This window comes from Pseudomonas sp. LBUM1679, assembly GCF_059695565.1.
Window position 1 is genome coordinate 5,295,338 of record NZ_CP166774.1, and the last position, 14,485, is coordinate 5,309,822.

The following is a 14,485-nucleotide window of genomic DNA, read 5'->3' on the forward strand; positions in this document are numbered from 1 at the left end:
ACCTTAACAAGACACCATCAAAAACCTTCGCTACTTTAACAGCTGCTTTCTATTTACATCGGGTTCACATTGTGAGGAAAGCTCTGTAATGATTAACATTATAGCTATAAAATGCATGAATACAAACACAGGCGCCAACAACAACGGATTTCCGGCACCAGGAATCAGGAAAGCCATTAAACCTAGAACCCAAGCACCTGTGACTCGCTTAGCATCAAAAAAGAAAAACTTGAAACCAAAGAAAAGCACTGAGGCATAAGACAAGAACAACGGAATGCTTAGAACACCAAGTTTGTTAACTAAATTTATGTACGTCAACTCAAAACCATATCCCGTGTCATCACGCTGATAACCCGACATCAATGAACTCCCCAAGCCCGCCCCACTAAAACTCCACTCAGACACCAGATAATCAAACTGTTCACTTCTGATCGAATTACTACCTTCACTTGATGAAAAACTAAAAATAATAACATTATAAAAATCCGTGAAGATCAATAACAAAGCGCCTCCTAGCAAAACTAGAAAAGTCATAACAAATAAATTCTTCCCGATTATTAGGGAACGCAGCACCGAAGAATAACCCGCTACAAAAACGAGCATAAACATAAGTATAAAAACAAGAATAAAGCCCTTGGACATAGCAGGAACGACTAAGGTAAAACCAAAAATCAAAAGCCAAAAGCAAGCTTTCAAGTCGCTTTTAAAACTGGAACCATTTTTTTTCTGCAAAAACAAACACACCAAACAAATAAATAGGAATGGGACCACATAAAGGAAAGTAGCTGAATATAAGGTTCGGAGACCGGCAAGCCCAACCTGATCAGGTTCCCCCCCTCCACCTACAGAGGCAAATGAGCTGTAAACCGCATAAAATCCAAAAATACAACTACATATCGCTGAAAAAAACAAAGCCCTCTTAGAAACATCGAACCCCACAGAAAAATAGAAAACATAGAATAGAACATACAAAGAAAGACCAGCAAAGTTAGCAAAAACATAGCTGATATCAACGCCATTCAACAGGCCAACAAGAACCCCATAACACCAAGAGAAAAAAACGAAAAGAGGCAGTATAAAAACAAAAAACTGCGCGGAGTTTAATTTTCTCGCTCCAACTTCAGATGCAAAAAAACCGATCTTTATCACACCAACAACAGCAAAAAGCGCAACTGCCAAGTAAGAAATTCGCCCGTCAATTATCGTAAGCACAAACATCAAAAACAAACTCAGGAAAATCATTCCTTATGCCCTCTCAAAAACTTAACCATAAGAAACAAATAACAAACAACCCCATAAAAAAGTCCAAAGCCGAAAACGATCCATATCAAATGACCGAAATCATCGGAAAACAACTTAATTCTAACAAAAATAAAACTGGCCATAAATAAGCCATAAAAAATCAGAGAAGTCATATAGACCCTTGCCAAGCCAAGAAATACAAATAGAAAATTTAGCGAGGCGTGAAAATATAATACAAAATAGAAGAACGCGAACCCGATAACAAAATCAGAATACAGAAAATATTTATCGCCTAAAAATACACCTAAAAACAATTTAGGAATAACAATACCAGAAAACAACAAATAGGAGACTAACAAGCCCGCAAAAAAGATACCTGCCGAAACATTCAGGAACATTAATGCTCCATTTCTACCTGAAGCACAGAACCTAGGAAAAAAATAGTTATTAAACGCCCCGTACAATAACCCGCCCCCCAAAACCAAAGTTAACATACTCGAATAAAAAGCCGCAAATGAAGGATCTGCACCTGTAACAAAATATCTAGGTATATTTACTATGAGACTTGAAAAGAAAGCAGCTCCCCCTAAAACAAATCCTTCAAATGAAGCCTCACCTTCAAAGGCAACAGAAACAAATTTTAATGCAAGGAGGGAGAACACGACACCGACTGTCAGAAGGACAACATTCAAACTCTCCCCAACGTAAAGCAATACCAAGACAATTGAAGCGAACAGAACAAATCTAAATAATGTCGATACAAAAACCTTCCGATAACTCCCCTTCCTAATTCCATCACAAAGAAAGGGCTCGTATAAAAACTCAGCACATCTATAGAGAAAAAACCAAAAAACCATCTGCGAAGAAAACAATAACGCCCCAAAAAAACCAAAAAGCAAAAAAGGTATTATCAGTACAAACCTTGTGCGCAATGAATTCTTCAGGCTTATTTGGCCGCTCAGAATAGAAACATTATGCTGCATGGAAAAAAAAAGCTGCACGGGCGCACAAATAGCAAACGACGCACCTAACAATGCGACTTCATCGAAACTCCCAAGGTGAGAGCATGCAACTACCAAAAATATAGAAGGAGCACTGAACAGAACATTAGCAAGAAAAGCAAAAATAAAATTAATCATCTTCAACAGCCGCACTAAAATCTGAAGCAAGAAAATTCTTCTCGCTTATACGCTGTATCCAATTCTGCCATCTGGTACCCAAGCAAGGACCATCCCATAAAATTGATTTCTTAGAGGGTTTACAGTAAAACCCCTCGCCTTGTATAAAAAATTACACCGTCCTCCAGAGAAAGAAATCCGTGAGCAAACACCTCTGGAACCTCAGCCAACCGTGATTTCCCAACCTCAGCATGGAATGTTGCTCGTTAAACCTTTCTTCATGCGCCAACCTGACTTTTTGAGTTATAAGCCAGCCTTGTAGACTGTCCGCCATGAATGAAAACACGCTACCGCCCCAGGATTTACCGTTGGTTTCCTGAGAACGCCGTGTTCACAATCATGTCTGACCAAGGCCACATACGACCTACAAAATGCAGGCTGGCGTTACCTACCCGCATGACCACATTCCCCCTGCCTTTGGCAAGGATGTCCAAAACAAGGCCATCTGAAGCGCTTTTTTAGGATTCGCTTCGCCGTACACCGGCCTTGCCTCTGACGGCCGATCAGCCATGCCGATTACAAATTCTACCAAACCTTTCTCATCCGCGTGCGCGGAGGTCTAAATGGTTTAAACCCTACCTTTCCTTATCAGGACGAAATGACGAATCAACGCGATCATGAAACCTAGCACGCCACCCAAGAACAGCCCTAGCAGTATGATGAGGCCTTTTTTCGGCTTGATTGGGCGGTCAGGCTGTTCGATGGGACCATCCTGGCGGTAGACAGAGACGGTGTCTGGGTTTACTTTCAAATCTGTGTAAAAGCTTTGCTTAATTTGCAGGGCTCTTAACTTCCCTATGAACGGATCATCAGATTTACGTGTTTCAAGGTTCTGAATTTCGGCCTTCAGCGCTTTACTACCGCGCATGTAGGTCAGTTGCCCATCCATACCAGCAGAGATCTCCGCGGAAAGATTGCCCGAAATGATGGGTGGGTTCTGTAGGCCAATGGCCTCAGCAATCGCCAGCGCTTCGCGCAATCGGGTGATGGAGTCCTGGCGAATTCGGCTTTCGGTTTCCTGTAAGGTACTGATCTGCTGACCAAGGTTACGTGCCCGAACTTCCGCTTCACGGCTGGCGTTGCTGATCATTTCTTTTTCCGCTGCGGCACCCGCTCTTACTGCAAAATCCTTCACCCAACCGGTGGCGTGTACAGGATCCTCGCCTTGAACGATAACGGAATAACGATCTGGCTGCTCCTTGCTCGGAAGACCTATGGTCAATGTTTTTAAAAATTCAGAATACAGTACGTCTTGCGATCCCCCGCGCTCGGACGCCGGTAGCGAAGGCAAGTAAACCTCATTGAAGAACGTACGTCGTAGTGATTCACTCTGCAAATTACGGGTGAATACCTCATACACATCTTTGATCGTAAAGGGTATTAGCTCTGAATCGACAGTTCGGCCATAGTTGAAATCGGCGATACCGTTCAACGTAGGCGGTTGCAAGTAAACTCTCGCTTCATAAACTGGTTTACTGAAAAAAGCATAAGTTGCGGCTGCCAAGGCTGCGACCAAGGCCACACTGATGATCAGAAGCTTCTGAGCCCATATCGCCGCAATCAATTCCAACAGGTCGATCTCATTCGCCTGCTGCGCCGTTGCCGGGGTGTTCGCCATATCAAATTAAACCTTTTCAAATTTTTTAGTGGATTGGACGCGAGCTTCTATCTCTTCAGCACCCGCACCGATACGACTCGTCGTGAATGTTAAGCGATCCGTAGGACTATCAGCCTTCACCAGCGCGTGAAACTCGCGCACTGCCGGGCGGATGTACTAGTGGCATGCCAATCCTGCTTAAACGGTTCGAACGTTGTCGTCCAGAAGGTAACGCGCGCGTCTTACTTGGAAGGCGAGTCCAGCAGCTTCTTTAGATACTGACCGTAGCCGGTCTTCTTCAGCGCTTCGGCTTGAGCGCCCAGCTGCTCAGCAGTGATCCAGCCGCTGTTGTAAGCAATCTCTTCCAGGCAAGCCACTTTCAACCCCTGACGCTGCTCGATGGTATGCACAAAGTGACTGGCTTCAAGCAGCGAATCGTGAGTACCTGTATCCAGCCACGCGAAGCCGCGACCGAGCATTTCGACGTGGAGGGTCTTTTGTTCGAGATAGGCACGGTTGACGTCGGTAATTTCCAACTCGCCACGTTCGGACGGTTTGATGTTCCTTGCAATATCGACAACCTGGTTGTCGTAGAAGTACAAACCAGTCACCGCGTAGCTGGATTTCGGCTTGAGCGGTTTTTCTTCGATGCTCAGGGCTCGTCCGGAGGCATCGAATTCAACTACACCGAAACGCTCAGGATCGGAAACGTGATAACCGAAAACCGTCGCACCATGGGCTTGAGCGCTGGCAGAACGCAGCTTGTCCGAGAAGTGCTGACCGTAGAAGATGTTGTCGCCCAGAATCAGACAGCATGGGTCTTTGCCGATGAATTCTTCACCTATGATAAAGGCTTGTGCAAGGCCGTCCGGGCTTGGCTGCTCGGCGTAGGTCAGCTTAATACCATACAGGCTGCCATCCCCTAACAGCTTGCGGAAGCACGGCAAGTCTTCTGGCGTGGAGATGATCAGAATTTCACGCATACCCGCAAGCATCAGCACCGACAGCGGATAAAAGATCATCGGCTTATCGTAGATCGGCAGCATCTGCTTCGAGACGCCGAGAGTTAGCGGGTGTAAACGCGTGCCCGAGCCGCCAGCGAGAATGATGCCCTTACGATTTATCGTGATCATTTATTCAGAACTTCCATAAGCATTCGGGTCACACCACTTTGCCAATCCGGCAGGTGTAGCGAAAAATTTTCACGCAGCTTCTGAGTATTCAGTCTCGAATTCAGAGGACGGCGTGCAGGCGTTGGATACGCAGTCGTTTCAATGGGATTTATCGATGTAACGGCGAGCTGCTCTGCATTGGCCTTGGCGTACTCGATCACATGGACGGCATAGCCATGCCAGGAAACCTCCCCGCTTGCCGCCAAGTGATATAGACCTGACAGCGCTGGACGCTTGGCAGCTTGCTGAATGGCCAACGCCGTCACATCCGCAATCAGGTCAGCACCGGTCGGCGCTCCGACCTGATCCGCAATGACGTTCAATGTTTCACGCTCCCGGGCCAGACGCAGCATAGTCTTGGCGAAGTTGTTACCGCGAGCGCCATAGACCCAACTGGTGCGGAAAATCAGGTGCTTGCAGGCAGAGGCCATGATTGCCTGCTCACCTGCAAGCTTGCTGACACCGTAATGATTTACGGGGGCGACTGCATCAGTTTCCTGCCAAGGCGTGGAGCCCCGTCCACTGAAGACATAGTCGGTTGAGTAGTGGACGAGCCAGGCGTTCAAAACCGTCGCCTCTTCTGCCATGACCTGAATTGCCTGATTGTTCACTCGGTCCGCCAGCTCGGTTTCGCACTCAGCCTTATCAACAGCTGTGTAGGCCGCGGCATTCACAATGACGTCGGGCCTCACCTTGCGTATCGTCGCGCGCAATGCGTCGAGATCAGAAAGGTCGCCCGATAATCCATCGATAACCTGTCGATCCAGGGCAATCAGCTCACCCAAAGGTGCGAGGGAGCGTTGCAGCTCCCAACCTACTTGGCCATTTTTTCCCAATAGAAGGATTTTCATGCTTTGTTCGTGCGATCTGCGTAGTTCTCGTCGATCCACTGCTGGTAGCTGCCGCTCTTCACGTGCTCTACCCACTCAGTATTATCGAGATACCATTCAACCGTTTTGCGGATGCCGGTTTCAAAAGTTTCTTCCGGAATCCAGCCGAGCTCGTGCTGGATTTTGCTGGCATCGATCGCGTAGCGCTGGTCATGCCCGGGGCGATCCTGAACGTAGGTGATCAGGCTGGCATGTGGACGGTGCGCGGAATCTGGACGAAGCTCATCAAGCAATGCACACAAGGTGTGCACGACTTCGATGTTTTGCTTTTCGTTATGTCCGCCGATGTTATACGTCTCGCCAATTACACCTTCAGTAACGACTTTGTAAAGCGCCCGGGCGTGATCTTCGACGTAAAGCCAGTCACGGACCTGGTTGCCTTTGCCGTAAACCGGGAGTGGCTTGCCTTCCAGCGCATTGAGGATGATCAGCGGAATCAACTTCTCGGGGAAGTGGCATGGGCCATAGTTGTTCGAGCAATTGGTGACCAGGGTTGGCAGGCCATAGGTGCGAGCCCAGGCGCGAACCAGATGATCGGAACTGGCTTTGCTGGCTGAGTACGGCGAGCTTGGCTGATAGGGCGTGGTTTCGGTGAAGAGGTCTTCCGGACCTTCAAGGTCTCCGTAAACTTCATCAGTCGAAATATGATGGAAGCGGAAATTGGCTTTGCGCACCTCGTCAAGCGCCACCCAATAGTGACGCGCAGCTTCCAGCAGGGTGTAGGTGCCGATGATATTGGTCTGGATAAATTCAGACGGGCCGGAGATCGAGCGATCTACATGAGACTCAGCGGCCAGATGCATGATGGCGTCCGGCTGGTGCTCACGCAAAACCCGGTCTACTTGGTCACGGTCACAAATATCAACGCGCTCGAACACGTACCGCGAGTTCTGGCTCGCATCAGCCAAGGACTCAAGGTTGCCCGCATAAGTGAGCTTATCGACGTTAACGACGGAATCGGATGTGCTGGAAATAATATGGCGGATGACCGCCGAACCGATGAATCCGGCGCCGCCGGTTACTAGAATTTTCACGCGAAACCATACCCTTGAGTTACTGACAGGGCCGCCAACCGTGCACTGTCTAATCCATGAACGCAAAAACCGGCAATGACCCAAGCATTCTGACAGAGTCAACTCACCCGACCTTGGAGCCAGCCGTTTCGGACAAGCGAAGCATTTTACAGCTTAATGACGTTTTTACTAATGGATGTAGACAAGCAGTGGCTAATGCGTAGTGCGTTTCCGTCCTGCGACGCAATCAGCCAGGATATTTGCGTGAACGGGTGGACGTACGCCTCAGAAGCCAACTCAATAGAGGCCCGACCACCATACCTGCCAGAAGCGCAAACAGTATTGCCAGTGAAACGGGCAACTGCGGCCCGGCCCAGCCAAGAAACAGCAAGGATACCGATTGCTGATTCTCTAGAACGAACGCCAGTATTGCCAGGACCAGCAACAGGACGAATACAGCAAGCATTACGCGCTTGAAATTACGCATGAACGGATCCTTGAATTGTAGCAGCGACTATCAAACCCCCTCCTCCTCATCCTCATTCACCCGATCACGCAACTCCTTCCCCGGCTTGAAATGCGGAACAAACTTGCCATCCAGGCTAACCGACTGCCCGGTCTTCGGGTTACGCCCTACCCGCGGCGCTCTGTAGTGCAATGAGAAGCTGCCAAATCCACGGATCTCGATGCGATCACCGGTGGCCAGGCATTGGGACATTTGCTCGAGCATGGTCTTGATGGCCAGCTCCACATCCTTGGATGAGAGCAGCCCTTGATGGGTGACAATTCGTTCGATCAACTCCGACTTCGTCATATTTTTCCCTTCTTTTTCAAGCAGCTAGATCAGCGCTTCAAAGGTTTTAGCACGCCCGGATGGATTTGAACAGTCTGAGTTTTTACATATCTTTACCAACTGTGAGTGACCCTGTTGCGGAGCAAGAGACGCTGATCGCCCGCTTATTTGCTCATCTGCAGATAACCAGCATGGTGCGGGTCAGGTAGCCGGCAGGATTGAAGCCGAAAGGATATTCATCCTCTTCCTTGGCATCATCGGACCTCATCACGACTTTGTAGCCAGCGCCCTTGCACTCCTTGTCCGCTCGTTTGCGGCACTTTTCCCAGCCTGAGCCCAGCCCGGAGCAATCGACCTCGATGCCACTGACCCCGCGTTTTGCGTGCGTCTTGGCGTTAGTGGTGCAACCTGCCAATGCCAGTACTGCCACTGCGACAATGAGCTTGTTCATTCACTTCCTTATGCCGGACGCACTGCCCGACTGTCGTTTGCTTCAGGCTATAGACTAGCTGCAATTAAACGATTGATCCTGTTAAAGAAAGAGACAGTTTGTGACGACTGCGGTTCATCTCTGATGCAAGGCAGCAGAGAAGATCAAAAGATCAAAAGATCGCAGCCTGCGGCAGCTCCTACAGGGGATCAGCGTAGCGGTGCTTTCGTGTACACCCTTGAGCGGTGTGTTCGCCAAATCGCAGGTACAAAAAAGGGCGACCGAAGTCGCCCTTTTTCTATGGTCTGACAGAACTTAGTTCTGTTTTTCCATTTGTGCACGCAACAGGTCGCCCAGAGTGGTAGGACCAGCAGCAGGTTCCGAAGTCGCTGGCTTGTCGCGCAGGCTCTGGATTGCTTCTTTCTCTTCAGCATCGTCTTTCGACTTGATGGAGAGCTGGATTACGCGGCTCTTGCGGTCAACGCTGATGATCTTGGCTTCTACTTCCTGGCCTTCTTTCAGAACGTTGCGCGCGTCTTCAACGCGGTCACGGCTGATTTCGGAGGCTTTCAGAGTCGCTTCGATATCGTCGGCCAGAGTGATGATGGCGCCTTTGGCGTCAACTTCTTTCACGATGCCTTTAACGATTGCGCCTTTGTCGTTCTCTTGAACGTACTCGGAGAACGGATCGCTTTCCAGTTGCTTGATACCCAGGGAGATGCGCTCGCGCTCTGGGTCAACCGACAGGATAACGGTGTCCAGCTCGTCGCCTTTCTTGAAGCGGCGAACGGCTTCTTCGCCCACTTCGTTCCAGGAGATGTCGGACAGGTGAACCAGGCCGTCGATGCCGCCGTCCAGACCAATGAAGATACCGAAATCGGTGATCGACTTGATGGTGCCGGAGATTTTATCGCCCTTGTTGAACTGGCCAGAGAAATCTTCCCATGGGTTAGATTTGCACTGCTTGATGCCGAGGGAGATACGACGACGCTCTTCGTCGATGTCCAGAACCATGACTTCCACTTCGTCGCCGACTTGTACGACTTTCGAAGGGTGGATGTTCTTGTTGGTCCAGTCCATTTCGGAAACGTGTACCAAGCCTTCAACGCCTTCTTCCAGCTCAGCGAAGCAGCCGTAGTCGGTCAGGTTGGTTACACGCGCGGTAACGCGGGTGCTTTCTGGGTAACGGGCTTTGATAGCAACCCATGGATCTTCGCCCAGTTGCTTGAGGCCCAGGGAAACACGATTGCGTTCGCGATCGTACTTCAGAACCTTGACATCGATCTCGTCGCCAACGTTGACGATTTCGGAAGGATGCTTGATACGTTTCCAAGCCATGTCGGTAATGTGCAGCAGGCCATCGACGCCACCCAGATCGACGAATGCGCCGTAATCGGTGAGGTTCTTGACGATACCTTTGACTTGTTGGCCTTCCTGCAGGGATTCCAGCAGAGCTTCACGCTCGGCGGAGTTCTCGGCTTCGAGGACGCTGCGACGGGAAACGACAACGTTGTTGCGTTTCTGGTCGAGTTTGATGACCTTGAATTCCAGCTCTTTGCCTTCCAGGTGCGTAGTATCGCGCACAGGACGGACGTCAACCAGAGAACCTGGCAGGAACGCACGGATGCCGTTAACGTCGACTGTGAAGCCGCCTTTAACCTTACCGTTGATAACGCCCTTGACCACTTCTTCGGCTGCGAAGGCTGCTTCCAGAACAATCCAGCATTCAGCGCGCTTGGCTTTTTCACGGGACAGCTTGGTTTCACCAAAGCCGTCTTCAACCGAGTCCAGCGCAACGTGAACTTCGTCACCGACGTTGATAGTCAGTTCGCCAGCATCGTTGTAGAACTGCTCAAGCGGGATGAGTGCTTCAGACTTCAGGCCAGCGTGAACGGTTACCCAACGAGCCTGGTAATCGATATCAACGATAACACCGGTGATGATGGAGCCTGCCTGAAGGTTCAGGGTTTTTAGGCTTTCTTCAAAGAGTTCCGCAAAGCTTTCGCTCATTTTAATTCCTGTTGAATAAGGGCGAAGGATACGCCCAGCTCCACATCCCAGACGATGTGGGTTACGTTCATTAAAGAAGCGACACAGGACTATGACTGGTCCCCTGGGTCGTTTCTTGGTCACCCGGCAAGATCGCGCAGGGCGATCTCACTCATGATGCGTTGCAACACCTGTTCGATGGACAACTCCGTGGAATCCAGCTGTATCGCGTCAGCCGCCGGCTTGAGCGGGGCTACTGCGCGCTGGGTGTCACGCTCATCGCGTGCACGGATCTCATCTAGCAGACTCGACAGACTAACACCATCGACTTTGTCCTTCAACTGCAAGTATCGACGGCGCGCACGCTCCTCGGCACTGGCAGTGAGGAATATCTTCAGCGGAGCATCGGGGAACACCACCGTACCCATGTCGCGACCGTCGGCCACCAACCCCGGGGCTTCCTGGAATGCACGCTGGCGCTGCAGCAGCGCCTCGCGTACAGCGGGCAGCGCCGCGACCTGGGAGGCACCCGAGCCGATACTCTCGGTGCGAATGACGTCGCTGACTTCGTCACCCTCCAGGATGATGCGTTGCAGTTGACCGTCGGTCGCCGCGATGAATTGCACATCCAGATGAGCGGCAAGTTTCTTGAGCAGCTCTTCATTGGTCAGGTCGACGCCGTGGTTATACGCCGCGAACGCGAGCAATCGATACAACGCACCGGAGTCCAGCAGATTCCAGCCCAGGCGCTTGGCCAGGATCCCGGCGATCGTGCCTTTGCCAGAGCCGCTTGGCCCATCAATGGTGATGACCGGTGCGCTGATTTTCACGATTGAGCCTCTTGTGCTACACGGATACCGACCTGCGCGCACAACGCGAGGAAGTTCGGGAACGACGTCGCGACGTTGGCACAGTCATGAATGCGGATCGGTGCAGTGGCGCGCAGCGAGGCCACGCTGAAGGCCATGGCAATCCGGTGATCGCCGTGACCGTGCACTTCGCCGCCGCCGATCTGGCCGCCGTCGATGATAATGCCGTCCGGGGTCGGTTCGCATTTGACGCCCAGCGCCAGCAGGCCATCGGCCATGACCTGGATCCGGTCCGACTCCTTGACTCGCAGCTCTTCAGCGCCGCGCAGGACAGTGCGCCCTTCGGCACAGGCCGCGGCCACGAACAGCACCGGAAATTCATCGATGGCCAGCGGAACCAGCGCTTCGGGAATCTCGATACCTTTGAGTTTAGCTGCACGTACGCGCAGGTCTGCTACCGGCTCGCCGCCGACTTCACGCTGGTTTTCCAGGGTGATGTCAGCGCCCATCAGGCGCAGGATGTCGATTACGCCGGTACGGGTCGGGTTGATGCCGACGTGCTCGAGCACCAGCTCCGAACCTTCGGCGATCGAAGCGGCGACCAGGAAGAACGCGGAAGAAGAGATATCGCCCGGGACTTCAATGTGGGTGGCGGTCAGCGTGTGGCCGGACTCGACCGACGCGGTAGCGCCGTTGACGCTGACTGGATAGCCGAAGCCACGCAGCATGCGCTCGGTGTGGTCGCGGGTCGGTGCAGGCTCGGTGACAGTGGTCTTGCCCTCGGCATACAGACCTGCCAGCAACAGACAGGATTTCACCTGGGCACTGGCCATCGGCATGGTGTAGGTCAGGCCCTTGAGTTTGCTGCCGCCACGAATGGTCATCGGTGGACGACCTTCAGCGGCGGTTTCGATCACGGCGCCCATTTCACGCAGCGGGTTGGCCACGCGATTCATCGGGCGCTTGGACAGCGAAGCGTCACCGGTCAGGGTGCTGTCGAAGTCCTGCGCAGCCAACAGGCCAGACAGCAGGCGCATCGAGGTGCCGGAGTTGCCCAGGTAGATCGGGCCCGGCGCCGGCTTCAGGCCATGCAGGCCGACGCCGTGAATGGTCACGCGACCGTGGTGCGGACCTTCGATCACCACCCCCATGTCGCGGAAGGCTTGCAAGGTCGCCAGGGCGTCTTCGCCCTCGAGGAAGCCTTCGACTTCGGTGACGCCTTCAGCCAGGGAGCCGAGCATGATCGAGCGGTGGGAAATCGATTTATCGCCCGGTACACGAATCCGCCCAGTCAGGCGGCCACCAGGTTGTGCCAGGAAAATCAGGTCGTTGGAATTCATAGCGTCCACATAAGCCCGGCGGGCCAGGATTTTACTGAAATGTTCGCGGGCAACCCGGGCGCGCGTGAACACGCCCAACAATTGGTGCCCATCCCCTGCATCGACCGCGTCGCGCAAGGCGTCGAGGTCGCTGCGAAATGTATCGAGTGTGCGCAGGACAGCTTCGCGGTTGGCGAGGAAGATGTCGTGCCACATGACCGGGTCGCTCCCCGCGATTCTTGTGAAATCGCGGAAACCGCCGGCAGCGTAACGGAAGATCTCAAGGTTTTCATTGCGCTTGGCCAATGAATCGACCAGACCGAACGCCAGCAAGTGCGGCAAATGGCTGGTCGCCGCCAACACTTCGTCGTGACGCTCGACCTGCATGTGCTCGACATCGGCGCCCAGTTCGCGCCACAGGCGGTCGACCACGGCCAAGGCCGCCGGATCGGTTTGATCCAGCGGCGTCAGTATCACTTTATGACGGCGGAACAGGTCGGCATTGGAGGCTTCCACCCCGCTCTGCTCGGAACCGGCAATCGGATGCCCCGGCACAAAACGCGAAGGCATGCCGCCGAACGCTGCGGTTGCCGCGCGCACGACGTTGCCCTTGGCGCTGCCGACGTCGGTCAGAATCGCTTGCCCCAGGTTCATGCCGGCCAGGCGGCCGAGCATTTTTTCCATGGCGAGGATCGGTACGGCCAGTTGAATCACGTCGGCGCCCTGGCAAGCGACGGCCAGGTCTTCTTCGCAGCGATCCACCACACCCAGCTCGACCGCCAGCGTGCGCGACTGCGGGTCGAGATCGACCCCGACCACTTCGCGACACAGGCCGCTTTCACGCAAACCCTTGGCAAACGAACCGCCGATCAACCCCAGGCCGACCACCACCAGGCGCCCGATCACAGGTGCAGCAGCAGGTGCAGTGACATCAACCACGGGCCAGGACCTTGGTCAGCGCCTCGAGGAAGCGGCTGTTTTCCGCCGGCAGGCCGATGGTGACGCGCAGGTGGTTCGGCAGGCCGTAGTTGGCCACCGGACGCACGATCACGCCCTCGCGCAGCAAGCCCTGGAAGATCGGCAAAGCAACACGGCCGAGATCGACGCAGATGAAGTTACCCTTGGACGCAATCCAGCTCAGCCCCAGCTCCCGGAAGCCTGCTTCCAATTGCTGCATGCCGGCTTCGTTCAGGCGACGGCTTTCGGCCAGGTACTCGGCGTCCTGCAACGCAGCACACGCAGCGGCCAGGGCCAGGCTGTTGACGTTGAACGGCTGACGCACGCGGTTCAGCACGTCCGCTACGACAGCGGTGGACAAGCCATAACCGACCCGCAGTGCCGCCAGGCCATAGGCCTTGGAGAAGGTGCGCGAGACCAGCAGGTTCGGGTACGCCGCCAGGTAGTCCAGGCCATCCGGCAAGTCACCGCCCTCGGCGTATTCGATGTAGGCCTCGTCCAGCACCACCAGCACGTGTTCCGGCACATCCTGCAGGAACTCGTCCAGCGCCTCGGCATCGAACCAGGTCCCGGTCGGGTTGTTCGGATTGGCGATGAACACCACGCGGGTATCGGCATCGATCGCGGCCAGCATGGCCGACAGGTCATGCCCCCAGTCTTTCGCCGGGATAACCCGCGCGTCAGCACCCACGGCCTGGGTCACGATCGGGTAGACCGCAAACGCATGCTCGCTGAACACCGCGTTCAGGCCCGGCGCCAGATAGGCACGCGCGACCAGCTCGAGAATGTCGTTGGAGCCGTTGCCCAGGGTCACCTGGTTCAGCTCGACGCGACACTGGTCAGCCAGCAGGGTCTTGAGCGCAAAACCATTGCCGTCCGGATAACGGGTCAGTTCGGCCAATGCTTCGCGAATGGCCGCCAAAGCCTTGGGACTGGCGCCCAACGGGTTTTCGTTGCTCGCCAGCTTGACGATGCTGGCCGGATCGATGTCCAGCTCGCGCGCCAGTTCGTCCACGGGTTTACCCGGAACGTAAGGCGAAAGTTGTTGCACGCCCGGCTGTGCCAGAGCGAGGAAGTCGCCACTCATTTGCTACCC

13 protein-coding genes are annotated in these 14,485 nt (G+C 53.3%); all 13 read right to left on the minus strand.

What is annotated here, in order from left to right:
* Nucleotides 1-30: 30 nt before the first annotated feature.
* The 13 genes from ACA062_RS23970 to hisC all read right to left on the minus strand — a co-directional run bounded on the left by ACA062_RS23970 (nucleotide 31) and on the right by hisC (nucleotide 14,476).
* Complete coding sequence (locus tag ACA062_RS23970; RefSeq protein WP_497453309.1) at nucleotides 31-1,242, minus strand: hypothetical protein; 1,212 nt, start codon at nucleotides 1,240-1,242, stop codon at nucleotides 31-33.
* Nucleotides 1,239-2,381 (minus strand): hypothetical protein, encoded by a 1,143-nt coding sequence (locus ACA062_RS23975; protein WP_497453310.1) that lies wholly within the window; start codon nucleotides 2,379-2,381, stop codon nucleotides 1,239-1,241. The genes ACA062_RS23970 and ACA062_RS23975 overlap by 4 nt, the downstream gene beginning before the upstream one ends.
* A gap of 607 nt (nucleotides 2,382-2,988) precedes the next feature.
* Entirely contained in the window at nucleotides 2,989-4,038 is a 1,050-nt protein-coding gene (locus tag ACA062_RS23980) for an LPS O-antigen chain length determinant protein WzzB (RefSeq protein WP_497453311.1), read from the minus strand.
* A gap of 221 nt (nucleotides 4,039-4,259) precedes the next feature.
* Nucleotides 4,260-5,150 carry a glucose-1-phosphate thymidylyltransferase RfbA gene (rfbA, locus tag ACA062_RS23985; protein WP_497453312.1) on the minus strand — a complete coding sequence of 297 codons (891 nt, stop codon included), beginning with the start codon at nucleotides 5,148-5,150 and terminating at the stop codon, nucleotides 4,260-4,262.
* Entirely contained in the window at nucleotides 5,147-6,040 is an 894-nt protein-coding gene (gene rfbD, locus ACA062_RS23990) for a dTDP-4-dehydrorhamnose reductase (protein ID WP_497453313.1), read from the minus strand. The genes rfbA and rfbD overlap by 4 nt, the downstream gene beginning before the upstream one ends.
* Complete coding sequence (gene rfbB / locus ACA062_RS23995; protein ID WP_497453314.1) at nucleotides 6,037-7,113, minus strand: dTDP-glucose 4,6-dehydratase; 1,077 nt, start codon at nucleotides 7,111-7,113, stop codon at nucleotides 6,037-6,039. Before rfbB ends, rfbD begins: the two co-directional genes overlap by 4 nt.
* Nucleotides 7,114-7,339: 226 nt before the next feature.
* Nucleotides 7,340-7,579: a LapA family protein gene (locus ACA062_RS24000; protein ID WP_497453315.1), complete on the minus strand. Its 240-nt coding sequence runs from the start codon at nucleotides 7,577-7,579 to the stop codon at nucleotides 7,340-7,342.
* 30 nt (nucleotides 7,580-7,609) lie between these two features.
* Nucleotides 7,610-7,906 (minus strand): integration host factor subunit beta, encoded by a 297-nt coding sequence (ihfB, locus tag ACA062_RS24005; protein ID WP_003218804.1) that lies wholly within the window; start codon nucleotides 7,904-7,906, stop codon nucleotides 7,610-7,612.
* A gap of 151 nt (nucleotides 7,907-8,057) precedes the next feature.
* Entirely contained in the window at nucleotides 8,058-8,336 is a 279-nt protein-coding gene (locus tag ACA062_RS24010) for a hypothetical protein (RefSeq protein ID WP_497453316.1), read from the minus strand.
* A 294-nt stretch (nucleotides 8,337-8,630) separates the two neighbouring features.
* Complete coding sequence (gene rpsA, locus ACA062_RS24015) at nucleotides 8,631-10,325, minus strand: 30S ribosomal protein S1 (protein WP_123406822.1); 1,695 nt, start codon at nucleotides 10,323-10,325, stop codon at nucleotides 8,631-8,633.
* Nucleotides 10,326-10,444: 119 nt separating this feature from the next.
* Nucleotides 10,445-11,134 carry a (d)CMP kinase gene (gene cmk / locus ACA062_RS24020; RefSeq protein ID WP_497453317.1) on the minus strand — a complete coding sequence of 230 codons (690 nt, stop codon included), beginning with the start codon at nucleotides 11,132-11,134 and terminating at the stop codon, nucleotides 10,445-10,447.
* Nucleotides 11,131-13,338, minus strand: coding sequence for a bifunctional prephenate dehydrogenase/3-phosphoshikimate 1-carboxyvinyltransferase (locus ACA062_RS24025; protein WP_497457488.1), 2,208 nt, complete (start codon nucleotides 13,336-13,338; stop codon nucleotides 11,131-11,133). Before ACA062_RS24025 ends, cmk begins: the two co-directional genes overlap by 4 nt.
* A 25-nt stretch (nucleotides 13,339-13,363) precedes the next feature.
* Nucleotides 13,364-14,476: a histidinol-phosphate transaminase gene (gene hisC, locus ACA062_RS24030; RefSeq protein WP_497453318.1), complete on the minus strand. Its 1,113-nt coding sequence runs from the start codon at nucleotides 14,474-14,476 to the stop codon at nucleotides 13,364-13,366.
* Nucleotides 14,477-14,485 lie beyond the last annotated feature (9 nt).

What these genes read in the sequence shown, in the direction of transcription:
- rfbD (WP_497453313.1), bottom strand. Translation starts at nt 6,040, where the DNA reads ATGAAAATCCTTCTATTGGGAAAAAATGGCCAAGTAGGTTGGGAGCTG.
- ACA062_RS24000 (WP_497453315.1), bottom strand. Translation starts at nt 7,579, where the DNA reads ATGCGTAATTTCAAGCGCGTAATGCTTGCTGTATTCGTCCTGTTGCTG.
- rfbA (WP_497453312.1), bottom strand. Translation starts at nt 5,150, where the DNA reads ATGATCACGATAAATCGTAAGGGCATCATTCTCGCTGGCGGCTCGGGC.
- ACA062_RS23970 (WP_497453309.1), bottom strand. Translation starts at nt 1,242, where the DNA reads ATGATTTTCCTGAGTTTGTTTTTGATGTTTGTGCTTACGATAATTGAC.
- hisC (WP_497453318.1), bottom strand. Translation starts at nt 14,476, where the DNA reads ATGAGTGGCGACTTCCTCGCTCTGGCACAGCCGGGCGTGCAACAACTT.
- ACA062_RS23980 (WP_497453311.1), bottom strand. Translation starts at nt 4,038, where the DNA reads ATGGCGAACACCCCGGCAACGGCGCAGCAGGCGAATGAGATCGACCTG.
- rpsA (WP_123406822.1), bottom strand. Translation starts at nt 10,325, where the DNA reads ATGAGCGAAAGCTTTGCGGAACTCTTTGAAGAAAGCCTAAAAACCCTG.
- ACA062_RS24010 (WP_497453316.1), bottom strand. Translation starts at nt 8,336, where the DNA reads ATGAACAAGCTCATTGTCGCAGTGGCAGTACTGGCATTGGCAGGTTGC.
- ACA062_RS23975 (WP_497453310.1), bottom strand. Translation starts at nt 2,381, where the DNA reads ATGATTAATTTTATTTTTGCTTTTCTTGCTAATGTTCTGTTCAGTGCT.
- ihfB (WP_003218804.1), bottom strand. Translation starts at nt 7,906, where the DNA reads ATGACGAAGTCGGAGTTGATCGAACGAATTGTCACCCATCAAGGGCTG.